General features: G+C 67.9%; 21 protein-coding genes and 1 tRNA gene. 13 read left to right on the forward strand and 9 right to left on the reverse strand.

What is annotated here, in order from left to right; all coding sequences use genetic code 11:
• Positions 1–556: 556 nt before the first annotated feature.
• Positions 557–1,564 carry a LacI family DNA-binding transcriptional regulator gene (locus IH26_RS0137060; RefSeq protein WP_084599405.1) on the reverse strand — a complete coding sequence of 336 codons (1,008 nt, stop codon included), beginning with the start codon at positions 1,562–1,564 and terminating at the stop codon, positions 557–559.
• Positions 1,565–1,892: 328 nt separating this feature from the next.
• On the opposite strand from IH26_RS0137060, the gene IH26_RS0137065 reads away from it, so the two are divergent.
• The 6 genes from IH26_RS0137065 to IH26_RS60320 all read left to right on the forward strand — a co-directional run bounded on the left by IH26_RS0137065 (position 1,893) and on the right by IH26_RS60320 (position 9,684).
• Complete coding sequence (locus IH26_RS0137065; RefSeq protein ID WP_030440950.1) at positions 1,893–3,191, forward strand: ABC transporter substrate-binding protein; 1,299 nt, start codon at positions 1,893–1,895, stop codon at positions 3,189–3,191.
• Positions 3,192–3,261: 70 nt separating this feature from the next.
• Positions 3,262–4,161 carry a carbohydrate ABC transporter permease gene (locus IH26_RS0137070; protein ID WP_030440951.1) on the forward strand — a complete coding sequence of 300 codons (900 nt, stop codon included), beginning with the start codon at positions 3,262–3,264 and terminating at the stop codon, positions 4,159–4,161.
• A gap of 5 nt (positions 4,162–4,166) precedes the next feature.
• Positions 4,167–5,096, forward strand: coding sequence for a carbohydrate ABC transporter permease (locus IH26_RS0137075; protein ID WP_084599407.1), 930 nt, complete (start codon positions 4,167–4,169; stop codon positions 5,094–5,096).
• Positions 5,093–7,378: a glycoside hydrolase family 3 N-terminal domain-containing protein gene (locus IH26_RS0137080; protein ID WP_084599409.1), complete on the forward strand. Its 2,286-nt coding sequence runs from the start codon at positions 5,093–5,095 to the stop codon at positions 7,376–7,378. Before IH26_RS0137075 ends, IH26_RS0137080 begins: the two co-directional genes overlap by 4 nt.
• Positions 7,379–7,465: 87 nt before the next feature.
• Positions 7,466–9,115 (forward strand): glycoside hydrolase family 13 protein, encoded by a 1,650-nt coding sequence (locus IH26_RS0137085; protein ID WP_030440954.1) that lies wholly within the window; start codon positions 7,466–7,468, stop codon positions 9,113–9,115.
• A 203-nt stretch (positions 9,116–9,318) separates the two neighbouring features.
• Positions 9,319–9,684, forward strand: a complete 366-nt coding sequence (locus IH26_RS60320; protein WP_157437573.1) for a hypothetical protein — start codon at positions 9,319–9,321, stop codon at positions 9,682–9,684.
• Positions 9,685–9,867: 183 nt separating this feature from the next.
• Here IH26_RS60320 and IH26_RS0137095 read toward each other — a convergent pair.
• Positions 9,868–9,940 (reverse strand) — tRNA-Arg (locus IH26_RS0137095).
• A 537-nt stretch (positions 9,941–10,477) separates the two neighbouring features.
• Between IH26_RS0137095 and IH26_RS56445 the strand changes: the two genes are divergently transcribed.
• Positions 10,478–11,674 carry a WXG100-like domain-containing protein gene (locus IH26_RS56445; protein WP_157437574.1) on the forward strand — a complete coding sequence of 399 codons (1,197 nt, stop codon included), beginning with the start codon at positions 10,478–10,480 and terminating at the stop codon, positions 11,672–11,674.
• 34 nt (positions 11,675–11,708) lie between these two features.
• Positions 11,709–12,170, forward strand: coding sequence for a hypothetical protein (locus IH26_RS0137105; protein ID WP_030440956.1), 462 nt, complete (start codon positions 11,709–11,711; stop codon positions 12,168–12,170).
• A gap of 56 nt (positions 12,171–12,226) precedes the next feature.
• Here the strand turns inward: IH26_RS0137105 and IH26_RS0137110 are convergent, their stop codons facing one another.
• The 4 genes from IH26_RS0137110 to IH26_RS56455 form a co-directional block, all read right to left on the reverse strand.
• On the reverse strand, positions 12,227–13,348 hold the full coding sequence (locus tag IH26_RS0137110) for a hypothetical protein (RefSeq protein WP_030440957.1): 1,122 nt from the start codon (positions 13,346–13,348) through the stop codon (positions 12,227–12,229).
• A gap of 108 nt (positions 13,349–13,456) precedes the next feature.
• Entirely contained in the window at positions 13,457–13,981 is a 525-nt protein-coding gene (locus tag IH26_RS0137115; protein ID WP_030440958.1) for a DUF7711 family protein, read from the reverse strand.
• 172 nt (positions 13,982–14,153) lie between these two features.
• Entirely contained in the window at positions 14,154–14,681 is a 528-nt protein-coding gene (locus IH26_RS56450; RefSeq protein WP_051809200.1) for a DUF6036 family nucleotidyltransferase, read from the reverse strand.
• Positions 14,678–15,064 carry a hypothetical protein gene (locus tag IH26_RS56455; protein ID WP_051809202.1) on the reverse strand — a complete coding sequence of 129 codons (387 nt, stop codon included), beginning with the start codon at positions 15,062–15,064 and terminating at the stop codon, positions 14,678–14,680. The genes IH26_RS56450 and IH26_RS56455 overlap by 4 nt, the downstream gene beginning before the upstream one ends.
• A 146-nt stretch (positions 15,065–15,210) precedes the next feature.
• Between IH26_RS56455 and IH26_RS0137125 the strand changes: the two genes are divergently transcribed.
• A complete protein-coding gene (locus IH26_RS0137125; RefSeq protein ID WP_030440959.1) occupies positions 15,211–15,744 on the forward strand; it encodes a DUF6398 domain-containing protein in 534 nt (177 codons plus the stop codon).
• A 375-nt stretch (positions 15,745–16,119) separates the two neighbouring features.
• On the opposite strand, the gene gltX is transcribed toward IH26_RS0137125, so the two are convergent.
• From gltX to IH26_RS0137140, 3 genes are read right to left on the reverse strand one after another with little or no spacing between them, the layout of a single operon-like run.
• On the reverse strand, positions 16,120–17,577 hold the full coding sequence (gltX, locus tag IH26_RS0137130) for a glutamate--tRNA ligase (RefSeq protein WP_281179830.1): 1,458 nt from the start codon (positions 17,575–17,577) through the stop codon (positions 16,120–16,122).
• A complete protein-coding gene (locus IH26_RS0137135; RefSeq protein WP_030440961.1) occupies positions 17,574–18,287 on the reverse strand; it encodes a creatininase family protein in 714 nt (237 codons plus the stop codon). The genes gltX and IH26_RS0137135 overlap by 4 nt, the downstream gene beginning before the upstream one ends.
• Before the next feature lie 3 nt (positions 18,288–18,290).
• The gene (locus IH26_RS0137140; RefSeq protein WP_483757046.1) at positions 18,291–19,133 is read right to left on the reverse strand and encodes an NsdA family TPR-like regulatory protein; all 843 of its coding nucleotides are present in this window, start codon (positions 19,131–19,133) and stop codon (positions 18,291–18,293) included.
• Positions 19,134–19,318: 185 nt separating this feature from the next.
• Here IH26_RS0137140 and IH26_RS0137145 point away from each other — a divergent pair, with 185 nt between their 5' ends.
• Genes IH26_RS0137145 through IH26_RS0137160 form a run of 4 tightly spaced genes read left to right on the forward strand, consistent with a single transcriptional unit; the run spans position 19,319 to position 24,783 of the window.
• Complete coding sequence (locus IH26_RS0137145; protein ID WP_051809208.1) at positions 19,319–22,519, forward strand: DEAD/DEAH box helicase; 3,201 nt, start codon at positions 19,319–19,321, stop codon at positions 22,517–22,519.
• Between the two features lie 43 nt (positions 22,520–22,562).
• Entirely contained in the window at positions 22,563–23,270 is a 708-nt protein-coding gene (locus tag IH26_RS0137150; protein WP_051809210.1) for a WXG100-like domain-containing protein, read from the forward strand.
• Positions 23,270–23,950: a hypothetical protein gene (locus tag IH26_RS0137155; RefSeq protein WP_030440965.1), complete on the forward strand. Its 681-nt coding sequence runs from the start codon at positions 23,270–23,272 to the stop codon at positions 23,948–23,950. The genes IH26_RS0137150 and IH26_RS0137155 overlap by 1 nt, the downstream gene beginning before the upstream one ends.
• Positions 23,947–24,783 (forward strand): hypothetical protein, encoded by an 837-nt coding sequence (locus tag IH26_RS0137160; RefSeq protein ID WP_051809212.1) that lies wholly within the window; start codon positions 23,947–23,949, stop codon positions 24,781–24,783. The genes IH26_RS0137155 and IH26_RS0137160 overlap by 4 nt, the downstream gene beginning before the upstream one ends.
• Position 24,784 lies beyond the last annotated feature (1 nt).

A 24,784-nucleotide genomic window follows, 5' to 3' on the forward strand; every position in this document is an offset into this window, starting at 1 on the left:
AGCAGGAATACCAGCGCACCCACACCAGCCGCTACCAGCATCAATACGACCTCGCCGCCTGACCAAGATCGAGAAAGTCACTCAGCGCAAAACGCACCCATCCACCGGTAAGGATGGGCTCGGTTGATCCTGGCCGGACGTCACGAGGCGTCCGGGCCAGAACTGGCCAACTGACGCCACAAACGGATCTAACGGATAGAAAACGCCCGAATGTGGGCGATGGCTCTGACGACGGTGACGTACGCCGAGCGGGGTGCCAATAGCCTCACGAACCATCAGGCGGATGACGTCCGACACGATGCCAGGTAACGCGCCCTGGGCGAGCTATGCCAGCCGGAAGGTTGCCTCGACGCGTAGTCGTCGACCGACCACGGTCTGATTTTGCAGATCTACAGTGTGCCCCCGGCGGGAGCCAGAACGGATCTGCGACGCCCTGTCCGGTTGACAAACCGCGTCAGCATCGCCTGATCCATGACCAGGAAGGGCGGAAGCGCAGATCGTGCTCTCGTGCGCCCGTCTGTGCGAGGACACGACTCAAGGGACGATCCCCATCTGATCAGGAGCGTGCGGGTCCGGTGGTTCCGCGTACGCGGAGGGTTCCTTCGAATAGCTTTTGGGTGTTGGGGCCGGGTTGGCCTTCGAGGCGGTTGATGAGGACCTCGACGCCCTGGCGGCCCATCTCGTGTTCGTCGGCGCTGATGGTGGTGATGGCGGGTACCGCCATGAGCGCGGCTTGTTCGGACATGGCGACGGCGACGATGGACAGGTCGTCGGGCACGCGCAGCCCGCGTTCGAGGGCGCCGGCCATGACTCCGGGAACGGCTTGCTCATTGAGGGCGAGGACTGCGGTGAGCTGGGGATGCCGGTCGAGCAGGTGGTTGATCAGCGCCGTGCCCGCAGGTGCGGTGGAATCGCAGGTCACGGCCGTCAGGTCGAGACCCAGTTGGGCGGCTGAGCGCTGTGCGGCCCGCTGGGTGCGGATCGCTCCGGAGAGTCCCATCTCGAGGATCGGCGCGGCCTGGTTGACGAGCGCGACGTGTCGGTGTCCCAGGTCGGTCAGGTGGTGCAGGGCGTCGTGGACGCACTGGTCGAAGTCGGTGTCGACCCAGTCCGTTTCGGTGGCCTGGTCGGTCCGGCCGATCATCGCGAAGGGGACGTCCGCTTCGGTGAGAACGGCGATCCGGGGGTCGTCCATCCGGACCTCCATGAGCAGTACGCCGTCGAGTAGTCCCTGTCCGACGAGGGTGCGCAGGGAGGCGAGGGAGTCGATCTCGGTGGTCCAGAGCAGCAGGTGGTAGCCCAGCGACTGGGCGTGGTCGGAGGCGCCGAGGATGTAACCGAGGCTGCTGATGTCGATGCCTCGGCCCTGGCCGGGGAACACCAAGGCGATGATCTTGCTGCGGCGGCCGCGGAGGCTGCGGGCCATGAGGTTGGGGGTGTACTTCAGCTCGGCCATTGCCGCCTCGATGCGCGCCCGGGTCTCGGCGGAGACCGGGCGGGTGCCGTTGAGGGCGTAGGACACGGTGCTGACGGACACCCCTGCCAGCCGGGCGACGTCCACCATCGTGTTCACGTCCGCTCCCGTTCCCCTCGCACCGTGAGCGCACCTCGCTGATCTGCGCCCAGCTTTCACCGGCCTGGATCGCGACGCGGTCCAAACGTTTCGACGACTCTAGCAGCGCCCCTCCGTCATCCCAGATGCAGGCATTTCACCGCACCTCCGTCCATCGCGCCGACCTCAAGATAACGAACAGGTAACGGCCGGATCGGCCTCCGTTGACACTCTCAGGCCGCTCCTCGTAACTTCGTCGAAACGTCTAGTCGAAACGTTTTGACACATCGTTTCGATGCTGCTGGCGCGGGTGCTCGCAGCTCTTCGGAGGAGGTCCGACATGCTCATGAGAAGTCGGCTGAGCGGCGCTGTCGCGCTCGCGGCAGCCGTGACGCTTGCGCTGAGCGCCTGCGGTTCGGGCGGTGCCAGCGGTGGCGACGGCAAGACATTCACGGTGTGGTGGTACGAGGACGCCGGCAACCCCCAGGACGCGGCGTGGCAGGACGCGCTGAAGGACTTCCAGGCTGCCCACCCGGACGTCAAGGTCAAGTTCGAGCGGAAGGTCTGGCAACAGATCCAGGACGCCGGCGCGATGATCCTGAACTCCAACGACGTTCCCGACCTGCTGGAGTACAACAAGGGCAACGCGACCGCCGGCGCTGTCTCCGCCAAGGGCCTGCTCACCGACCTGACCGCGGAGGCAGCCAAGCAGGGCTGGGACAAGACCGCCGGTTCGGCGCTCACGGTGGGCACGTACGACAGCAAGGGGCTCATGGGCCCGGGCAAGGTGTACGGGATTCCCTCGTACGGTGAGTACGTCAGCTTCGCCTACAACAAGGACATGTTCGCCAAGTACGGCGTGACAGTGCCGACCACCATGGACCAGTTGGTCGCCGCCTTCGAGACGTTCAAGGCGAAGGGGATCACGCCGCTGGCCGAGAGCGCAGGCGACTACCCGGCGCAGCACCTGCTCTGGGGGCTCGCCGTGGCCAAAGCCGACCGGAACTGGTTGAACGGGTACTTCGGGCTGAAGGCGCCGCTGGACACCAGCGCGGCCAGCCCTCTCACCCAGGCCGCCCAGACGCTGGCCGACTGGACCGCGAAGGGCTACATCGACAAGAAGTCGACGGGCCTGAAGGCCGAGGACGCCTGGGACCAGTTCCGCTCCGGCAAGGCCCCGATCACCTACGCCGGCACGTGGATGGTCGGCGACTTCAAGGAGAAGATCAAGTCGTTCCAGTGGGGTCAGTTCCTGATGCCCGGCTCGGGGATCAGCGCGGGCTCCGGCGGCAACATCTGGGTGGTGCCGACCAAGGCCGGGAACAAAGACCTGGCGTACGACTTCATCAAGCTCACGATGGACACCAAGCGGCAGAACCTGATGGCCAACGCCGGCGGCGTCGCACTCGCCGCGGACCCGGCCGCGGTCACCGACCCGGTCGGCAAGCAGGTGAACGAGACCTTCGCCAAGCTGGCCTCCTCCGACGGGCTGGGCCTCTACGGCGACTGGCCGGTGCCCAACTTCTACCAAGTGATCTTCTCGAACACCCAGACACTGGTCGGCGGCAGCCAAACCCCGGCGCAATTCATGGAGCAGCTCAAGAAACCGTACGACCAGGTGCAGTCCTCCGTCGGCTGAGTCCGCACGGCGGGGACCCGGTGTGATCCGTGTCCCCGCCGTGCCCAAGCGCCTCCCGAGGAGGGCCGCCATGTCCACCGCCCCGCTGTCTCACGCCGCCCGCAAGGGCTACCTGCGCTACCTGGCTCCGGGCGCGCTCGGCTTCGCCGTCGTGGTCCTGGTGCCGTTCGTGATGAACATCGCCATCAGCTTCACCGCCTGGTCCGGGATCGGCACGCCCACCTTTACCGGCCTCGACAACTACCAGCGACTCATCCACGACGAGATGTTCTGGTCCGCCTTCGCGCACAGCATCTGGTTCATCGTCGCGATGGCGATCGTGCCGACCGCGCTGGCGCTCGTGCTGGCCGCCGGCCTGTTCGACTACCTCGAGCCCCGCTTCGGGCCGCGGGTCTCCAGCGCCCTGCGGGCCGGTTTCTACCTGCCCCAGGTCCTGCCGGTCGCCGTGGCGGGCATCGTGTGGAGCTGGATCCTCACTCCCTACGGCGCCCTCAACGGCGTCCTGCAGAAGGTCGGGATCGCCGATCCACCGAACTGGCTGGGCGACACCTCGTGGGCGATGCCTTCGGTCATGCTGGTCCTGGTCTGGATGCAGCTCGGCTACGGGTTGGTCATCTTCATGGCCGGCATGGCCCGCATCGACCCGCAGTTCCACGAGGCCGCCGAACTGGACGGCGCGTCCTGGCTGACCCGCTTCCGCCACGTCACCGTCCCGCAGATGCGGCCCGAGATCTTCGTCGTGCTGCTCACCACGACGATCGCCGCCCTGAAGGTCTTCGGGCCGGTCTTCGTGCTGACCAAGGGCGGCCCGGGCGACGCGACCAATGTGCCGTCCTATTACTCGTACTCCAACTTCTTCGGAAACCTTCAGGTCGGCTACGGGTCCGCGATCGCCACCGCCCTCACCGTGGTGGTCATCGCCTTGACCGTCGTCTTCATCAAGATTCAGTCCAAGGCCGAAGGGGCGTAGCAGCAATGGCCCTCACCACAAAAGTGGCGCCGCCCGCCACCGCCGCCCGCCCCCGCCGGCGCGGACGCCGGCCCGGTGCGGCCACCGATCGAGCCGGGTCCGCATCGCGGCACCGGCGCGGCATCACCCGCTGGATCGTGCTGACCCTGCTCGTCGTGACGATGTTGGTCACGCTCTTCCCGTTCTTCATGGCCGCGATCAACGCGATCAAGACGGTCGGGGACTACACCGCGCACGGACCGCTGGCCCTGCCGCGCTCGTTCGACCTCACCGCGATCAAAGACTTCTGGCGCAACGTCGACTACACGAACAAGCTGTTCAACAGCATCCTGATCAGCGGTTCGGTCGCCGTCCTGGGCACCGCGATCAGCCTGCTCAACGCCTACGCTCTCGGTATCGGCCGGATCAAGGCACGCAAGGCCCTGCTGGTAACCCTGCTGCTGGCCACCACCATCCCGCAGGAAGCGCTCATCTATCCGCTCTACTACCTGGCCAAGGCCGTCGACCTGTACGACACCCGACTCGTCGTGATCATCATCAGCTCGGTGATGTCCAGCGCGTTCGGCACGTACCTGCTCGCCTCGGTGCTGTCCACCTTCCCACCGGAAATCCTCGAAGCCGCGCGCATCGACGGTGCCGGGCGCTGGCAGGTACTGCGCCACGTCGTCGTGCCGGTCATCCGGCCGACATTGGCCGTCCTGATGACGCTCTTCTTCATCTGGACCTGGAACGACTTCTTCCTGCCCCTGATCATGCTCGTGTCCAACGACAACCAGACCGCGTCAGTGGCCCTGGGTAGCCTGCAAGGCCAGTACACCAGCTCACCCACCAGCCTCGCCGCGGCCTCCCTGCTGGGCATCCTGCCCGCCGTCGTGTTCTTCCTGATCTTCCAGCGCACGCTGACCCGCGGCGCTGTCGCCGGAGCCGTCAGATGATCTTCGACGCCAGTGGCCGCACCTCACCGGGCGGTGCTCTGTCCGGGGAGGAGGTCTTCCGCGACGCCGGCCGAAGCGTGGCCGAACGGGTGGAGGACCTGCTCTCCCGCATGACCCTCGGCGAGAAGCTGGGCCAGATGATGCTGCTCGACGCCCGGCAGGACCTGCCCGACGCGATCCTCGACAAGCATGCGGGCGCGATCCTGCACGCCTCACCGACCCGGATCCACCAGGCCCACGAACTGGTCGAGCGGACGCGACTGCGCATCCCGTTGCTGGTCGCCGAGGACTGCATCCACGGCCACTCGTTCTGGCCCGGCGCCACCATCTTCCCCGTCCAACTGGCGCTGGCCGCCACATTTGACCCCACGCTGGTGCAGCTAGTAGCGCGGGTCACGGCCGTCGAAGCCGCCGCCACCGGCATCCACTGGGTCTTCTCACCGACGTTGTGCATCGCCCGTGACCCCCGCTGGGGACGCGTCAACGAAACCTTCGGAGAAGACCTGCACCTCATCTCCGAACTCGGCGCCGCCATGATCCGCGGCTATCAGGGAGACAGGCTGTCCGACCGGGATGCGGTCCTGGCCTGCGCCAAGCACTTCGCCGGCTACTCCGAGACCCAAGGCGGTCGCGACGCCAGCGAGGCGGACATCAGCCGGCGGAAGCTGCGCGCCTGGTTCCTCCCGCCGTTCGAGCGTGCCGTCCGCGAGGGATGCCGGACCGTCATGACCGGCTACCAGGCGATCGACGGTGTCCCGGTCACCGCGAACACTTGGCTGCTGCGCGACGTTCTGCGCGGTGAATGGGGCTTCGACGGGACCGTGGTCACCGACTGGGACAACGTGGGACGGATGGTCTGGGAGCAGCAGATCCGCGCCGACATCACCGACGCGGCGACCGCCGCCGTGCAGGCCGGCAACGACGTCGCGATGACCACGCCGACGTTCGCCGACGGCGCTGAAACAGCCGTACACCGAGGTCTGATCGAGCAAACTCAGCTCGACGACGCCGTCCGCAACATCCTGCGGCTCAAGTTCGAGCTGGGCCTGTTCGAGGATGCCCGGCTGCCCCCGCCGCAGCGTCAGCGGCAGATCGGCGCCGAAACGCACACCTCCGTGAACCTCCAGACGGCACGCCGATCCCTCGTGCTGCTGCGCAACAACGGAACTCTCCCGCTCGACTACCGCGCCGCACGCCTGCGCGTGGCCGTGATCGGGCCGAACGCCGACAACGCCCAAGGCCAGCTCGGTGACTGGGCCGGGTCGAGCGGCCAGATCGACTGGATGCCGCAGGGCCACCCACGGGAAGCCATTCAGACGGTCCTGGACGGATTGCGGTCGGTGGCACCCACCGGCTGGGAGATCGGCTACGCGCGCGGTGCCGACATCGTCGAGCCCGTCGCCGGCCCGACGGGGATGCTCCTGCCCGACGGACAGCCCGCCCCCGCGCTCCCCACCCCCGCAGCGGTCGACCCCGCGCTCATCGACGAGGCGGTCCTGCTCGCCAAAGCCGCCGACCACGCGGTCGTGGTGGTCGGCGACGAAATCCTGCTCACCGGCGAAGGCCGCTCGACAGCAACGCTGGAACTGTTCGGCGCACAGATCGCGCTGCTGGACGCGGTCGCCGCCACCGGCACCCCGACCACGGTGGTGGTCATCAGCGGCAAGCCGCTGGTGCTGCCCGGCTCCGCCCTCAACGCCGACGCGCTGATCCAGGCATTCAGCCCCGGCATGCAGGGTGGACGCGCGATCGCCGAACTACTGCTCGGCCACATCGAACCGAGCGGACGCCTGCCCATCTCGATCCCCCGCCACGCCGGACAGCTACCGGTCTTCTACAACACCGTGCGCGGCCAGCACGGAGACCGCTACGCCGACCTCACCCAGGAACCGCAATTCGTCTTCGGTGAAGGTCTGTCCTACACCGAGATCACCTACAGCGACCTGTCCATCCTCACCCCCGAGGTGACGCCCGACGATGCCGTCCGGGCCACCGTCCGGCTCACCAACACCGGATCACGGCCCGCCCTGGAAACCGTCCAGGTGTACGTGCGCGACATCGTGACCTCCGCGACCTGGGCCGACCGTGAACTCAAGGCATACAAACAGGTGTCCGTCGAACCCGGAACCACCCAAGAAGTGACCCTCTCAGTGCCGGCCGGCGCCTGTTCGATCGTGACCGCCGACGGGCGCCGCACCGTCGAGTTCGGCGCTTTCGAGCTACTCGTCGGCAAGTCCGCACGTCTCGCGCACCTGCTCGCGGCGCCCTTCTCCATCTCCTGAACCGACTCCACCGAAGAAATGACCGCCCACATCGCCACTGCCAACACCCGCGCACGGCATCCCCCTAGCCAGCAGAGAGAGGCACGCGTGCCCGACCCGACCGACACCCCCACCCAGACCAGCCCGTGGTGGCGAGACGCCGCGATCTACCAGGTGTACCTCCGCAGCTTCGCCGACGGCGACGGCGACGGCGTCGGCGACATCGCCGGCCTGCGATCGCGCCTGCCCTACCTGCGGGATCTCGGCGTCGATGCTCTCTGGATCACCCCCTGGTACCCGTCCCCGATGGCCGACGCCGGCTACGACGTGGCCGACTACCGCGACATCGACCCGCTGTTCGGCACCCTGCCCGAGGCCGAGAAACTCGTCGACGAAGCCCACGAGCTCGGCCTGCGCGTGCTCATCGACCTGGTCCCCAACCACAGCTCCGACCAGCACGCCTGGTTCAAGGCGGCGCTGGCCGCCAACCCCGGCTCGCCGGAACGCGCCCGCTACTGGTTCCGTCCCGGCCGCGGACCCCACGGCGAGCAACCCCCCAACAACTGGTCCTCCCGCTTCGGCGGCCCCGCCTGGACCCGCGCCCACCCCAGCGACCCGCACGACACCGACTGGTACCTGCACCTGTTCACACCGCAACAACCGGACCTCAACTGGAACAACCCCGACGTTCGCGAGGAGTTCGAAGACGTCCTGCGGTTCTGGTTCGACCGAGGCGTCGACGGCTTCCGCATCGACGTCGCGCACGGCCTGGCCAAACACCCCGACCTACCCGACCTCGAGCACCCCGACGTCAACGGCAAAACCGTCATCCCCGCCGGCCAACACCCGCACTGGGACCGCGACGAAGTCCCCGACATCTACCGCACCTGGCGCCAGGTCGCCGACGAATACCCCGGCGACCGCGCCTTCGTCGCCGAAGCCTGGGTCACCCACCCCGACCGGCTCACCCGCTACCTCGGCGATGGCGTCCTGCAAACCGCGTTCAACTTCGACTACCTCGAATGCCCCTGGGACACCACCCAGCTCCGGATCGTCATCGACACCACCCTCACCGCACACGCCGCCGTCGCCGCACCAGCAACCTGGGTGCTGTCCAACCACGACGTCGTCCGGCACGTGACCCGCTACGGCCGCGCCGAGACCAGCCTGCACGACGCCTGGCGCCTCCACGGCACCCCCACCGACCTCCAGTTGGGCACCCGCCGAGCCCGAGCCGCCGCCCTGCTCACCCTCGCCCTACCCGGCAACGCCTACATCTACCAAGGCGAAGAACTCGGCCTCTGGGAAATCGAAGACCTCCCCGAAGAGGTACTACAAGACCCCGCCCGCCTGCACAGCGGCCTGCTCCGCGACGGCTGCCGCGTCCCCTTGCCCTGGATCGGCAACCAACCACCCTTCGGCTTCACCACCGGTCCTGGCACACCATGGCTACCCCAACCCGCCGCCTGGACCGACCACACCGCCGCAGCCGAGCAACACGACCCGGCATCCATGCTCACCCTCTACCGGGAAGCCCTGCGGACGCGCCGCCGCCTCAACACCACCGCCGAGCAGACCATCACCTGGCGCGAAGCCCCACTCGGCGCGCTCGCCTTCGACCGCGGCCCCACTTGGCGATGCGTGGTCAACACCGGCACCCAGGACGTCCTGCTCACCGGGCAACTGCTGCTCGCCAGCGAACCACTCGACGACAACCGCATCCTCCCGCCCGACACCACGGCGTGGATCGCCCCGTAAGGACCATGACCGAGGCCGGGCCGTCGCGCCGCGCCCGGCGGTGTACGGCAGAGGATCGGCATCGCCGGTACAGGCACAAGCCATCTTCGATGCCGTGGACTGGGTCGCCGAACGGCTGCGGCTCGCCACCAAGCCCTGCGGAGACCACAGCGCAGTGAGGGTCCGCCCGTGCTCGCTGATCTGAGTTAGCTCAGCCCGACTCCTTGCGACTCTCTGCGATCGCATCTGGACGGCAAGGACGCTTCCGCTTCACACTTGTACTCGTCGACTGGCAGGGGGCAAGAAGCGCCACGGTCGAGGTATTTGCGAGCTTGCGGGTGGTCTCCGGTGCGATCGTCGGCCACGCTGGTGACGTGCCAAAGCCCGTGACTCGCCGGTCGGCTCCGACCCTGACAGTTCGCGTCAACGTGCAGCTGGTTGGCGGGTCGGCCGGCCGTGCGGTCGCCGCGGCACAGGGCCGCGCGCTGAGGTCGCTGCTCGCCACCATCTGCACCGGCGAAACAGCTGATCAGAACGACATCAACGGCTCAACGCAGGACACGGTCAGGCAAACGGGCGATATCGACTGATCTAGGCATATTGCGGCTCCGAGCGATCGGCGTGATGCGTGGATCCACGCCAAACGGCGTTTCGAAACTGCGTCCGCGTGAGCTGCGCAAACGCCATGCTGCCATACCTTTGCAATAAGGTTGCGACGCATCATGACCTGTCTTGACCAGGAGAAATAGCAGTCACTCGATGTCGCAATTTTGTGCCCCCGGTAGGAATCGAACCTACGACACACGGTTTAGGAAACCGATGCTCTATCCCCTGAGCTACGAGGGCCTACGGCCCATATCGTACCTAGCTGGGGATACTCACGAGTGCCCGGGCGTCCCATGGGGTGCCAAACGGTGCCGTCGGGGCGCGCTGGGGGCGGTTCCTTCGCTGGTCGGGGCACGCATGGAGCACATTCGGAGCACATCCGGTCCGGTCTGCCCGGCGGTGAACGCGGGTGCCCGGCGCTGATCTCGGCTGCTACCCGCTCGCCGAGCACATCCGGAGCATTTGTCGACCGTCTTGAACAGGGGGAACACCTTCCGCGGTCGACTTGACCTCGCGCGGGGTCAACGCGATCGTTCGTGCACCGGTACCGCGGGGTGCGCCTCCTGCGGCAGCGTCGCCGGGCACCTCGCGCACGAGGTGCCCGGCGCGTGGCTTCGCAGGTCGGTCCAGCCGCTTGGGCAACCACAAGATCGAGTTGCGAGCGCTGACGGGCGGGCCGACCGTGTTCACGCGTGGCGATCTTTCTGTCGACGATCATCGTTCCGAGCTGGCTCCAATCTCGCCAAGGGTATTGACCTGGATACATACAGTTGCTCTGTGGCAATTGATGACCTTCCGTTGCCGGTGGTGAATCTGCTCAACGTCATCGGCGTTCCCTGGCCCTACATCGACGAGGACACGGTGTCGGAGCTCGCGACATTCATCCGGGAGTTCGCGCGAGCGGTGCAGACCACCCACGACGACGCCACCACGGCGATCCGGGGCATCGCCAGCGCGTACCAGGGATCGGCAACCGATGCGATGACCTCCGGCTGGGCGAAACTGTCGGTCCGGCACGTCGACGAGATCGTCGACGGGTGTCAGGTGCTGGCCACCTCATTGGACGTGGCGGCCGGCTACATCGTGGCGCAGAAGGCTGAGGCGGTCGCCCTCTTGGTCGGCATGGCGGCGGCGTTCGTCGCTGATCAGGCGGCCGCGGTGGCTACCGCCGGTATTGCCGAGGCGGCCGTGCCGCTCATCGTCGAAGGGGCCGAGCGGCTGGTGAAGTCGCTGGTCCTCGACCTTGAGCAGCACGTGATCGCCGAGGTGATCGAGGCAGCCGCGAAACCATTGTTCACGAAGATCTCCGACGCGCTGGCTGGGGCTGGACTGGTCACAGTCCGGCGCAGAGGTCGAGCCGGCCACCGGCGTATCGCTCGATCCGGACGCGGTCGCCGTTCATGTCACCGCTCTGCGAACGCACGCCGACACCATTCAGCAGCACGGCGCCCAGTTCCGTCAGCTCGTCGGAGGGCTGACGTTCTGATGGGCAAGGAGTTCGGCGAGGTCTTCCGCGAGCTGGCCGAGATAGCCGGCAAGAGCCTCGAGGAGGCCGCGGAGCGGGTGTCGCGGCTCGGGAAGGAAGGCGCGGAGGGAATCGAAAAGGGCGTCGCCGATGCAAAAGCGACCGATGCCAAGGTCAAGGAACGCTTTGAAGGTCTGCGTGGCGGTACGGCCGCCGAGAAGGCGAGCGCTGCGGGCGAGCGGAGCCAGCCGAGATACGAGAATCCCGGCCACCACGACCCGCACGGCGGCCCCAACCCGTACATCCCCAAAAAGGCGGTCCTGCCGGCGGACGCCGACGCGCAGTTCGCCAACAGTGTGCAGACCGGCGAGAACGTACGATGGGCCAAGGTCGGCACCGGCAAAAGAGCGTTTACTATCGCTACTTCCAGCACGAGCCGAATGTCTGGCACTGGAGCGGAAGCACCGAGGGCGTCACCAATAGGGGCCGGCCGGCGAAGATTCCGATGAATCAGGTTCCCATCGAGATCAGGAGGATGTAGCCGTGCGTTTCACCACCGACGACGGCCAGTTCGGGTATCTCGTGGAACCGACGAGCTACTCCGGCATGTATCGCTTTCAGCTGATCGTGGCCAGGGAGCTGGTGGGTGACGACGAGCCCTCCTTCCTCGAGTCGGCGATGGGCACGCTGGGCAGGCTGCCGACCGTGGAAGATGCGAGACTCGACTCCGCCAGGAACGATCCGGCGGCGGCCATGGCCGTTCTGCAGACCGACGACGACCTGCATGACATGACGACTCTGTCCGTTGCGGAATCGCTGGACCGCTGGCTGGTGTGCGCCTACATCCACGACAAGCAGGCTGTCTTCCTGGTCCAGGCGTACGCCGACGAGGAAGACGTTCTGGTCGGGCCACTGCTGGCAGCATTCGTCCCCGTTGCGGACTACACCGCGGTTTTCGACGAGACCCAGGCGTACTGGTCAGAGTTGCGCGCGCGCAGCGCCTGACCGAGGGCAAATGTCAGGCTCGGACACAACCCACCGCCCGCCCTCATCGGTAGCCGTCAAGCACCTACGAAGATCGGCGGTTTCGCGCCTCGCAGGCTGACCTTGATCTGATAGACCGGCGCTGGACCGTTCGACTTCTTCCGTTTGGCCGGCAGCTTCGCCGGTTGCGGCCGACGCGGGGCCGGTAGGTCCAGGCCGAACGCGGCGGGCCCGCCGGACCTGCCGAGCACGGCGGCGAACTGTTGCAGCACGTCCAGTGCCGTCCGGTCCGTGGCGTGGCCGGACGCGGCCGCCCCGCGCGGGCGGCGAGCCGGCGGCAGACCTGCCAGCCGGTTGCGGGTCAGCACAGCGAGCGGGGCGTATCCCGGCCCGTCCTCGTCGTCGATCAGGTCGAAGCCGGCCGGGACGTCGTCCGATTCGTCGTCCTCGTCGTGGACGGCACGCGCGTCCAGGGCCTGCTCGGCGTACCAGCGGAACTCGGGCGCGCTCAGCTTCTTGGTCTTGATGGTCACCCCGTCCTGCCGGGCGCCCTGATGGATCCCGGCCACGGCCGTCGGAAGATCTTCCCCGCCGAGCAGGTAGATCTCCTCCGCAGCGCCACAGTGCTCGTGATCGACCACGATCATGAGCGCGTGGTCACGATCCGCCCGATGGAACACCCCGATCAGCACCGACATGGTGTCCTCGACGTCGTACAGGCGGGTGAACGGCCCGGCGGTCAGCGGCTGCGCCAGATCACCCGCCCAGGACGGCGGCGCGACACCGGCACCGGCCAGCCGCTCGGCGGCCGCCCGCGCGGAGGCGGCGACCCGGCCCGACTCGTCGCCGGCCACGGCGCCGATCGCGACGAGAATGGTCGAAGCTGCACGATTGCCCCGTGCCTCGATGGCCGGGATGAGGCCGTCGGTGAAGGCACTCAGGGCGTCATCGTCGCCGGCCTGCGCCATCGCCACGAACAACGCACCGGCCAGCTCCGCCTCCAGCGGATCCTCGACCTCGGCCAGATCGGCGGCGTCATCGACCATCTCGGCCAGCATCCGCTCGGGATCCACCACCTCGCCGCGACAGGCCGGGCAGTCGCAATCCTGATCCTCGTTGCCGGCCACGACGGTGAGATCGGGGCGCCCGGACGATCGGGCGGCACCGCGGTTCCGAGGGCGTCGGCTACCAGAACTCATCGCGACAGTCTGCACCAATGCCCGAATCGCACCTCATTCGCCCACGGACGGACCACCCGACTGAGATCGCGCCACGCAGTTCGCGCCGGGACACCGCCAGACACGTGGTCATGTCCTCTCGGGCGGGTCGGAGCGAGTGGTGAGTCCCGGTTGTTGCTGGCCGGTCGTGGCGAGCAGGTCCAGATAGCCGTGGACGGCGTTCCACAGGTGGTTTTCGGGATAAATTCCGGATCCTCTGTGGGTCGAACGCCAGTCGCGTTCCCAGAAGTCCGCGTCGACGTTGCGTAGGTGGGAGAGGCTCGCGGCCAACTCGACGCTCACCTGTTCCCGCTGTTGTTCGGCCGTGGGTGCTGGCATGCGCAGATGCTCGGCTTGGCGACTTTCCAGGGCGTCGAGCGCAGTCTTGTCAGGTCCGTCCAGCGACCACACCCGCAGTGGACGGTGTATCAGGTGGTTGGCGACCGGCCATGCCGATGGCCGCCAGTACCACCGCACGGGCGCCTTGTCGATCTCCAGCAGGCTCGGCAAGCCGACCAGGGATTGCGGCTCCGCGAACCAGGTCAGCGCTTCGGCGGGCAGGTTGATCACGAACGCCACATCGACCATGTCCATGTCGGCGACGGATTCCAACACCGAGCCGAACGTACGCGGCGAGCAGGAACGGCTCGTCGTCCCACAGCCCACTGGCCCGCTGGCAGCGTTCGGCGACCGTTCGGAGGCGGCGAACCGCAGTCTGGCGACGCACCCGCCGAATTTTGTCCCATCTGGGCGAGACCGGCCAAGGGATGGCCATGGGGATCGGTCATTACTCGAGCCCGAACAGGTCCTCCAGCATCGCGCGCGATCTCGCCGGCAGCGGTTCCCCGGGGAAGAACCGCGTGCAAATGTCGACCGCCGCATCGATCGTCGCGACGCCGAGGATCTCCGCGAGGGCGCGGAGGTCCTCCTCGTCGCGGGTACGCGCAGCGAACGCCTTCATCGCGAACACATGCTCCGGCGAGGCCGCCATCACCCGTATTCCCGGGTGATCGAACACCTCTCGCTTCCCTGCGTCGTGTTGGGCAGAGACATATGAGCTGGCCTGCTCGTTCAGCCACCACGGGGGCAAACCCATCGCCTCGGCGACGTTGCGGGCCTCTTCGAGGACCACCCCATGCGGTACGAAAGTGGCATCGACGTCCCGGGTCACCCGCTGAGCGTCGTAGGCCAAAGCCATCGCGGCGCCGCCGACAACGAAAAGGTCGGCTACGACACCTCTCCGGACAAGCCGATCGCCGAGCGCGGCGAAAGCACGCTCCAGTTCGGCGCGGCCAAGAAGCCCGTCCTCACTCATGCGGCCTCAAGGTCTCGTGCGGAAAGGTAAACACCGTGCTTACGGAAGGCCGCCGGCGCCGACACCAACGCCTCCATCCGCTTGGACCGCAGCGACGACGGAAACCACGGAGTCGCGAGCACGCGGGACCGGGACCACTCCGGCGGAGCGAGATCCAACTCAGCGGCGAGATGCTCCGCCAAGGCAGCCAGCAACACGTCCCACTGCTCATCGCCGGTTGACGAGGGTTCCTCGCAGAGCAGCAACGGCCGCTCTTCGACGGGAGCCCACCGGTACTCCTCGAAGAACTCCCAGACGTGCTTCCACCGGACCTTCTCGTCTGCTCGTCGAGAGAGGTGACCGGCGAGACTGCTCAGGGTCATCGGCTGGTAGGCCATGGTCACCTATCCGAGGAGGCAATGAGTACCGTGCGCAGTCGATCGTACGACGGTCACCGTCCGGTACGTGGTCATGTCCTCTCGGCTGGGTTGGCGCGGGTGGGCTGTAGGCTCTCCCGCCAGCGCGTTGCGACGGTGAAAGGAACACCATCATGTCGGCACCAGCGCCGCCGAAAGTGCCGGCCGCGGTGAAGCCGGTCTTCGACGAGATCGTCTCGATCACCGACCTGTTCTGCCAGCAGCATCTGGACGCGGAATACGCCGGGCTCTGCGTCAAGCTGGCCGCCAAGCTCGCCCGCAAGCGGCCATCGCCCTTACTCCGCGGTGACCGCGGGATCTGGGCCGCCGGCATCGTGTACGCGATCGGCCGGGTCAACTTCCTCGCCGACCGGAGCCAGGAGCCCCATCTACGCAACGATGACCTCGCGGACCTGCTCGGCGTCAAGCAGACCACGATGGCCAGCAAGGGCCGGCTCATCGCAGACACCTTGCGGATCGGCTTGATGGATCCCGAGTTCAGCCGGCGCGACATGCTGCACAAGAACCCGATGGCCTGGCTCCTGGAGGTCAACGGGTTCCTCGTCGACGCGCGCCAGCTACCGCCGGAACTACAGGTGCAGGCATGGCGGCAGGGCTTGATCCCGTACGTGCCAGCTCACGCTCAGACGGATCCCCCGACCGGGTGACAGGTCACCGTGTTTCCAGCGATGTGGTGGCTGCGATTCTGCGCGGCTATGCCCGAGCGGGGAAAGCCGCCGACGACCGCGCACCCCCTCTACCACTGATGCGGCGTGGGGCTCGAACTGATTGCTGAGCCTGCGCCGGCGGGGTGACGCCGGCAGGCTGACGCAGGCGCGGCACGTCCGGCCCTGCGGTTCGGGCGGCCTTGCGCCGTAAACCTGACAATGGACCACGCGGCACGATCATGACCGCCAGACTCCGGCGCCTCTTCCTGCCGGCGGCTTTGAGTCACCAGTCGGTCGCTATCGAGGTCTTCGGAACGGCAGATCGGCTGTTCGGGGCGGCCTTCGGGCCACTGGAGCCGCCCGAACGAGTGGCGATCACCCGCCAAGTCTCGCGAGAGCAGCCTGAACCCGGCTCATCGTCCGCTCACGGCCCAGTACCTCAAGCGACTCGAACAGCGGAAGGCCGACAGTCCGGCCGGTGATCGCCACTCGCACCGGCGCCTGAGCCTTGCCGAGCTTCAACCCTCGCGCCGCTCCCAACTCCTCCACCGACTGCTTCAGCGCGTCGGCGCTCCAGGCCACCGTGCTGAACGCTGCCAGGACGTCGGCCAGCAGGGCCGCGGCCTCGCCGGCCATCGCTTTGTTCCAGGCGGCCTCGTCTGACGGCGGCTCGGGCAGGAACAGGAAGTCCACCATCGAAACGATTTCACCGAGCAGGGCGACCCGGGTCTGCGCGAGCGGCGCCACGGCTGCGAACACGCCCTCGTCATAGTGGTCTGCCTGCCACGGCGTCGACTCGCCGCGCACCCACGGCTGGCAGGCGGAGATGAATTCCTCCACGGTCATCGCCCGGATGTAGTCACCGTTGAACGCGCGGAGCTTCTTGACGTCGAAGAAGGCCGGCGACGGGTTCACGTCGCTGAGCCGGAACTCCTCGACGATGTCCTCCCACGGGAGGATCTCGCGGTTACCGGACGGCGCCCAGCCGAGCAGCATCAGGTAGTTCCGCATCGTCTCGGCCAGGTAGCCCTCCGCACGAAAGTCCTCAAGCGCTACCCGATCGCGTCGCTTGGACAGCTTCTGCCGTTTCTCGTTCACGAGGATCGGCGCGTGTGCCCATACCGGCGGCTCGTGACCCAGCGCCACCCACAGGAGTTGCTGCTTCGGAGTGTTCGGCAGGTGCTCCTCGGCCCGGATGACGTGGGTGATGCCCATGACCATGTCGTCGACGACGTTGGCCAGCAAGAACACCGGCGAGCCATCCCCGCGAGCAATCACGAAGTCTTCGATCGTGGCGTTGTCGAACGTCGGCTCGCCCCGGACCAGATCCTTGACGATCGTCTGTCCCTCGTCCGGCGTACGGAACCGCACGGCCCGGCCCGGTGCGGCCGTGAGGCCACGGTCGCGGCAGAACCCGTCGTATCCCCTGTGCTCGCTGCCGGTACGAGCCACTACCTGCTCACGGGTGCAGTCGCAGTAGTACGCCCGGCCCGCGGCCAGGAGCTTGTCGATGGCGTCGCGGTGATGCTGGACATAGGCCGACTGGAACAGTGGCCCCTCGTATTCCTCCGGCCCGCAGCCCAGCCAAGCCATGGCGTCGAGAATGCCCTGCACCCATTCCGGCTTGCTGCGCTCGGCATCGGTGTCCTCGATCCGCAGCACCAGGGTGCCGCCGGACTGCTTCGCCAGCACCCAGTTGTAGAGCAGCGAGCGGGCGTTACCCACGTGGAACATCCCCGTGGGCGAGGGAGCGAATCGGACACGAACGCCGGAATCAGAAGACGCCGTACACGCAGCGTACCGACCAGCGTCGGTCCAAACGCCAGGCGCTATGGGGACGCGGTCAGTGCGTCGAGATGCTCCTTGAAGGTCGCCGTGAGGCTGTCGAGGAGCATCCGGCCCTTGTCGGCGGAGGCGTTCGACGGCGCGCCGATCACTCCGGTCTCGGTGTACGCGGCCATGCCGTGGACCAGGAGCAGCTTGCGTTCCGAGGCGTGGTGATCGCTGTCCTCAACACCAGGTTTCAGCAGTTCGGGGGCGACGTGGCGCAGCACTGAGACTTCAAGCTCGCCGGCGTGCATGTCGTCGTGGCCGGTGCTGGCGAGGCCGGCCGCCTCGCGGGCGGCGTTCCAGTCCTCCCGTACCGGGAACAGGGTCATCGTCGGTCGCTCTACGTTGGCTTCCTGCACGATGTTGCTAAGCACGTAGTTCCCGCCGTGCCCGTTCACCAACGCGAGCGGGTCTGTGCCGGACTGCCGGAGTGAGCCGAGCACGTCGGAGATGATTGCGGTCAGCGTGCTGTGGCTGATGCTTACCGTGCCGGGCCAGGCGCTGTGTTCGTGGGAGCAGGAGATCGTCACCGGGGGAAGCAGGAACAAGTCGTACGCGGCCGCGACGCGCTCAGCGATCGAACAGGCCACGACGGTATCGGTCACCAGGGGTAGATAGGTGCCGTGTTGCTCGAAGCTTCCGACCGGTAGCACCGCGACCTTCGCCGCGCGCCTCCGCTCATCGACGCTGGTGGCAGTGGGCAGCAGAGTCATGGGTCAATCGTTGCAGGCCGCCAGGGCCACCCGGTAGGACTCCGTGAGCTCGGGAAGCATGACAAGCTCCCGATGCCGACGCAGACGCGGCAGCAGCCGGCCGACCGCGCGAAGCGCTCGCGCCGAGGAAGTCGCGTCCGCGATCCGCACCGCCGACATGCCCTCGGCGGCCGCTCGTTCGACTTCACCCTCGTCCAGGTACGCCTGGGCCAGGTCGGCCCGCCACAGTCCCTCGTCGAGGCGGCCACCTTCGGGCCACGCGGCAAGAACCTCCTCATACGCCCTCGTCGCGGAGAGGCTTTCGCCGAGCAGTTGTCGACAGCGTGCCTCGCTCGCCCGCACGTAGTCGACCGTGCAGTGCTTTCCCAGACGGTCGACGGTGTCCAGCGGGCTCGACAAGAGGCGCAGGGCAAGGGCGATACTCTCGCGGCTCCCGGCCGCGTCATCGGTGAGCGCACGAGCTTCCGCCTCACGAACGTGACAAAGCGCCAAGGCCCGGCGCGGTAGCCGCCGAGTCTCGCGTGCCCGCTCAGCCAGTCCCGCCGCCCGGACAGCGTCGCCGTTATCGAGGGCCTGCTGGCTCTGCCGCATGAGGATGTACGCCGCCAGGTGTTCATCGCCGGACTCCGCCGCCAGCGAGTGAGCACGGTCCAACAGAGGATCGGATCGCGTGGGACGACACCCGTTGGCCTCGATCCAGCTGAGAAACTCGATCCAATGCGCCTCGGTGGCCATCAACCGTGACTGATGAGATCCGCGCGCCGCGGCACGGGCGGCGCCGATGAGCTGGACCTGTCCTCGTGAGCCTTCCGGCGATGCCGAGGGCGTGCATCGACGTCTGTTCAACCAGGTGGTTGTCGCGATCCTGCGCGCATTTCGGCGCGCGGGATCGGCTCCGGCTACGGCCCACGCCTACTACTACTGAGCCAAGCGCGCGTGGGTGTACGGCATCCCTCTTCTTGAGTACGAGGAGTGCGGCGCTTCTCGCCGCCCGTTTAGAGTTGGCGCCCGGCCTCGGCGAAAGGGCGACGATGGCGAAGCTGGTCCTTCCTCCGGCGGAAGCGCTCCTCTGTGAGCTGGTCGGGGTCCGTACGTTTGTCCGGGCTCGAAAAGCGCTGGCCGCCGGGGAGATCGTTGACCCGGCCGTCGACCGATCCGGGCGGGCGGTCGGGAAGGTTCGGCGCGGCGGGGTGGTGACCGGCGAGGTCGTCCGGGGTGCGGTGACCGGCGCTTGCACCTGTTCCGACGCGGAGTGCGTACATGTCGCGGCGTTGCTGATCGTCGCTCAGCGTAAGGGCGGCTCGAAGGCATCGACGTCCGTGAAATGGGAGTCCGCGCTGTCCGCCTGGATGCGGGACGTGGCCGGGGTTCCGTCATCCCCGGGACCTGAAGAGCCCGCTCTCGGTCTGCAGTTCGAGCTGGTGGAGGCCTATCTTCCACGGACACGCAAGATGGGGCGCCGGATCTCGATGCGTCCGGTGCTGCCGGGCCGCAAGGGTTGGGTGCGTACGGGGATCAACTGGCACTCGCTCGGGTACGTCGGTGGGCGATCGTCGGAGCTGGCGCACCACCGTCGGCTGCTCACGGAGATTGTCAAGCTGTCCGGGTCCTCGAACTACTACAGCACCAGCACGAACGTCTTCCTTGACGAGTTCGAGAGTCGGCGGATCTGGGACCTGCTGGCGGAGGCGCAGGAGTCGGGCCTGCCGCTGGTGCAGTACGGCAGGAACAGCCAGCCGGTGGTTGTGGCGCGTCGGCCGGCGCGGGTGACGATGCAGGTGGACCGGGTCGGCGGCGACCTAGTGCTGGAGGCGGTGGTGCAGGACGAGGGCATCGCGGTCGACATGGCAAGTGCGCTGTTCATCGGCGAGCCGGCGCATGGCATCGCGTCGTGGGGTGTGCGCGGCGAGGCGGAGCCGGCCGAGCAGGTCATGCGGCTGGCTCCGCTGGCCCGTCCGCTGCCGAAGACTGCTCGCAAGGCGCTGACGGCGCCCAGCATCCAGATTCCGGGCGAACAGGAGGAGCGGTTCTTCACCGAGTTCTATCCGAGCCTGGTGCGGCAGATGGAGGTGGTGGCGGCCGGGTCCGCCGTGCGCCTCCCCGAGGTGGGTGCTCCGACCCTGACGGTGACGTTGAGTGCCGAACGCCACCACCATCTGCGGCTGCGCTGGGAGTGGGTGGTCGAGGTGGGCGGCGGGCGGCATGGTGAGCCGCTCTGGTCGACGGCGCTGCCGGACGAGCGTGCTGATCTCGTACGGCAAGTGGTTGGTCTTGTTGGTCATGGCCTGCCCGGGCTGCTCGAGCCTGGGCCGGTCGGTCCGCGTCTTGCCGCCGAGGCGGTGCTGGGTGGCGACGCGATGATTCATTTCCTGAGTACGGCGATGCCCGCGCTGGCCGAACTCGGCGTGTCGGTGATCGAGCCGGACGAGGGCTGGGACGTACGGGAAAACAGGGCGGCGCCGACGATCACGTTCACCGACACCGAACACACCGGTGAGCGGGACTGGTTCGACCTGTCCGTGCGCGTCGAGGTGGGTGGCGAGCAGGTCGACTTCGAGGCGCTCTTCGTCGCGCTCGCCCGGGACCAGAGGTTCTTGATTCTTCCCAGCGGCGTCTACTTCGCCCTGGACCGGGCGGAGTTTCAGCAGCTGCGCGACCTGATCGCCGAGTCGCGCGCGCTCACCGACAGCCCGCCGGGCGTGCTCCGCGTCGGCCGGTTCCAGGCCGGCGTCTGGGATGAGCTGGGCGAGTTGGGCGAGATGACCGGCCACGCCGCGGACTGGCGGCGGGCGGTGGCCGCGCTGAGCGAGACGGGCCTGGCCCTCGACCAGCCGGTGCCCGACGAGGTGTGCGTCGAGCTGCGCCCCTACCAGCGGGAGGGCTTCCGGTGGCTGGCCGCGTTGCACGACAATGGGCTGGGCGGCATCCTCGCCGACGACATGGGCCTCGGGAAGACGCTGCAGACGCTTGCCCTGCTCTGCCACGCCCGCAAGCACGGCCGTTTCCTGGTCGTGGCGCCGGCCAGCGTCGTACACAACTGGCCGGCCGAGGCCGACCGCTTCACGCCCGATCTGGAGGTCCGGGCGATCGTCCAGACCGCGGCGCGGCGAGGAGTGGACCTGGCCGAGGCGATCGGGGAGGCGGACGTCGTGGTCACGTCGTACACCCTGTTTCGCCTGGAGTACGACGAGTACGCGGCGGTGGAGTGGGCCGGGCTGGTGCTCGACGAGGCGCAGTTCGTGAAGAACCCGCAGTCGCAGGCGTACAAGTGCGCCCGCCGCCTCCCGGCGCCGTTCAAGATTGCTATCACCGGCACCCCGATGGAGAACAACCTGGCCGAGCTGTGGGCACTCTGTTCGATCGCGGCCCCGGGCCTCTTCCCTCGGTTGGATCAGTTCACCGAGTACTACCGCAGGCCGATCGAGCGCGACCGCGATCAGGAGCGGCTGGCCCGGTTGCGCCGCCGGATCCGTCCGCTGGTGTCGCGCCGGCGCAAGGCCGAGGTGGCCGCCGAGCTGCCGGCCAAGCAGGAACAGGTGATCGAAGTCGACCTGGCGGCCGGACATCGCCGGATCTATCAGCGCTACCTGCAGCGGGAGCGGCAGAAGGTGCTCGGCCTGCTGGGCGACCTGGAGCGGAACCGTTTCGAGATCTTCCGCTCCCTGACGCTGTTGCGGCAGGCCAGTTTGGACGTGGCCCTGGTCGACCCGGACCATCGCGCGGTTCCCTCGACCAAGCTCGATCTGCTCGTCGAGCAACTCACCGACATCGCGGCGGAGGGCCACCGTACGCTGGTGTTCAGCCAGTTCACCCGTTTCCTGGGCAGCGCCCGCGATCGGCTGGAGCAGGCCGGCATCGCCTGCGCGTACCTGGACGGCACCACCCGCGATCGCCGGCGGGTGGTCGAGGAGTTCAAGACCGGTGCCGCCCCGGTCTTCCTGATCAGCCTGAAGGCCGGTGGGTTCGGGCTGAACCTCACCGAGGCGGATTACTGCATCCTCCTCGACCCGTGGTGGAACCCGGCGACGGAGGCGCAGGCGGTGGATCGTGCGCACCGCATCGGGCAGGTCCGTAATGTGATGGTCTATCGCCTGGTGGCGCGGGACACCATCGAGGAGAAGGTGATGGCGTTGCAGCGGCGGAAGGCCGAACTGTTCGCGGGCGTGCTGGACGGCGGGGAATTCGCCTCCGCGGGGCTGAGCGCCGCCGACATCCGCGCACTCCTCGATTAGAGGATTGCCGGGATTGTCTAGGGTGTGGACCGGAGGTCCGCTCATGGCAATCGATGATCTGCCCCTTCCGGTGGTCAACTTTCTCAATGTCATCGGCGTGCCCTGGCCGTACATAGACGAGGATGTTGTTCTGCGGTTCGCGTCGTTGACGCGGGAGTTCGGGCAGGCGGTACGTACCACGCATGAGGATGCGACCAGCGCGGTACACGCGATCGCCGAGGCACACCAGGCTGCGTCCACCGAGGCGATGCGCTCCGGCTGGGGCACGATGTCGGACAAGCACGTGAACGAGATCGTAACCGGCTCGGACGCTCTGGCCGTGGCGCTCGACGCGGCAGCCGGCTACATCGTCGCGCAGAAGGCGGAGGCGATCGCGGTCCTGATCGGCATGGCCGCGGCGTTCGTCGCCGACCAGGCCGCCGCGGTCGCTACCGCCGGCATCGCCGAGGCGGCCGTTCCCCTGATCATCGAGGGCGCCGAGCGGCTGGTGAAGTCGCTCATCATGGACCTGCAGCAGCACGTGATCGGCGAGGTCATCGAGGCGGCGGCCAAACCGCTGTTCGCCAAGGTCGCCGAGGCCATGTCGGGGCTCGACTGGTCGCAGTCGGGCGGCGGGGGCGCCGAGCCCACTCAGGTGTCGATCGATCCCGCGGCGGTACGGACGCAGCTCGGCATCATGCGCGAGCACGCCGCCGTGATGCGTGAGCACGGTGCCCGGTTCTCGACGGCCGTCGCCGGCCTGGGCTTCTGATGGCCGAGGGCGAACTGGGGGCGGTCTTCCGCGCGCTCGCCAAGGACGCGGCCGAGGCCGCCGAGAAGGCAGCCCAGTCGATCGCGAAGGTGACCGAGCAGACCGCGGACATCGAGGAACGCAACGTCGCCGAAATCGTCGATGCGGACGCCAAGGCGGCCGACCGGATCACCGCGGCCGGTAAGAAGGACACGTCGGAGGCCGCGGGCGCGGGGACCCGCCCGGTGCCGCCGGGACCGCCGTGGCCGGTCGCGGACGGCGTCGAGGGCGCCGCGCGCGGCAAGGCACTCAACCCGCCGAACGCGCGGCACACGGTCGCCGGTGCCCGCAGTGGCATGGTCCGGCCCGACAACAGTGTCGTTCTGCGCGGCAACGAGGGCGCGATGCGGGACGATGTGGCACAGATCGCCGCCGGCAACGCCCACTGGAACCCGGCCACCAACCGCTACGAGATCAACGGGAGGTCGTACGGAGTGGAGCCGAGCGGAACCGTCTTCCCCGACTCCGGCCCCGGCATCGTGAAGCTGGACCGCAACGAATACGCGGCCCTGACCGAGATCGCGAAGGCCGGCGGTGACCCGGCGAAGGTACCCGCCTTCCAGCACAACCCGCGGTTCGTCAACAATCCGGAGGCGATCGCGAAGGCCAAGGCCATCTACGACGGGACCTACGAGGGATGACATACGACCTGCTCCTCGCCGGCGACTTCGACCGGGCAACCCTTGCGGGCGCGCTCGCCGATCTGGCCGGAGTGCCGGCCGCGGCGGTGGACATCGCGGACCGCGACGCCGAGGACCGCGCCTGGGATTCGCCTGTCCTGTGCACGTACGAGCCAGCCGGCGGCGACGTCTCCTGGCTGCTGGACATTTATGTCGTGCCGGGCGCGGCCCGCGAACCGGACGTGTCCGTCGCAGCCGGGCTGATCGCCACCCAGCTGGGCACGCCGGTGCTCTGGGCCGCGCAGGAGTCCCTTCCGTCGGCGTTCTGGCTGGTCACCCCGGACGGTGCGCGGACGCGAGCGCGCGTCTACGAGGATGACGGGGCGTACCGCATAGAAGCGATCGAGAAGCCGCTGCCGTCTTTTCCCTCGGCGCGGGTCGAGCCGCTGCCCGAGGTGATCCGCGAGCATCGGGTGCCGACGCCGGTCACCGACGAGCTGACGGCCTGGCTCGCCGACGAGGACACCGTGCTACCCGAGGGTTCGTCGGAAGCGGTCCGGCAGGCCGGCATCTACCTCGCCGTCTGGGAGCAGCTCACCGAGCGCATCGCCGCCGGGTGGCCGCCGGACGGCTGGTATCCGGCCGACTTCTACCGCGACGATCTGAAGGCCCGCGACCGGCTGGCAGCGGCGGTTCCCGCTCTGCCGGCGGCCGTCACGGGCCGGTTCCGGTGGGCGATCGGTCGCGTCGACGAGAAGTTCAAGACGGTCACCCACGAAACCACCACGCTCCCGGTCTCCGGCGGCGACGCATGGTGGTGGCGGCGCACCCCGGAGAAGCCGGGCCTCGTCTGAA

Origin of the sequence: Actinoplanes subtropicus (genome assembly GCF_000721705.1) — a bacterium.
In the GTDB taxonomy this organism is placed as follows: domain Bacteria; phylum Actinomycetota; class Actinomycetes; order Mycobacteriales; family Micromonosporaceae; genus Actinoplanes; species Actinoplanes subtropicus.

Coding starts and splice junctions, on each gene's coding strand:
- IH26_RS0137060 (WP_084599405.1), bottom strand. CDS start 1,564: ATGGTGGACGTCGCCCGGCTGGCAGGGGTGTCCGTCAGCACCGTGTCC.
- IH26_RS0137065 (WP_030440950.1), top strand. CDS start 1,893: ATGCTCATGAGAAGTCGGCTGAGCGGCGCTGTCGCGCTCGCGGCAGCC.
- IH26_RS0137070 (WP_030440951.1), top strand. CDS start 3,262: ATGTCCACCGCCCCGCTGTCTCACGCCGCCCGCAAGGGCTACCTGCGC.
- IH26_RS0137075 (WP_084599407.1), top strand. CDS start 4,167: ATGGCCCTCACCACAAAAGTGGCGCCGCCCGCCACCGCCGCCCGCCCC.
- IH26_RS0137080 (WP_084599409.1), top strand. CDS start 5,093: ATGATCTTCGACGCCAGTGGCCGCACCTCACCGGGCGGTGCTCTGTCC.
- IH26_RS0137110 (WP_030440957.1), bottom strand. CDS start 13,348: ATGAGTTCTGGTAGCCGACGCCCTCGGAACCGCGGTGCCGCCCGATCG.
- IH26_RS56450 (WP_051809200.1), bottom strand. CDS start 14,681: ATGAGTGAGGACGGGCTTCTTGGCCGCGCCGAACTGGAGCGTGCTTTC.
- IH26_RS0137125 (WP_030440959.1), top strand. CDS start 15,211: ATGTCGGCACCAGCGCCGCCGAAAGTGCCGGCCGCGGTGAAGCCGGTC.
- IH26_RS0137135 (WP_030440961.1), bottom strand. CDS start 18,287: ATGACTCTGCTGCCCACTGCCACCAGCGTCGATGAGCGGAGGCGCGCG.
- IH26_RS0137145 (WP_051809208.1), top strand. CDS start 19,319: ATGGCGAAGCTGGTCCTTCCTCCGGCGGAAGCGCTCCTCTGTGAGCTG.
- IH26_RS0137150 (WP_051809210.1), top strand. CDS start 22,563: ATGGCAATCGATGATCTGCCCCTTCCGGTGGTCAACTTTCTCAATGTC.
- IH26_RS0137155 (WP_030440965.1), top strand. CDS start 23,270: ATGGCCGAGGGCGAACTGGGGGCGGTCTTCCGCGCGCTCGCCAAGGAC.
- IH26_RS0137160 (WP_051809212.1), top strand. CDS start 23,947: ATGACATACGACCTGCTCCTCGCCGGCGACTTCGACCGGGCAACCCTT.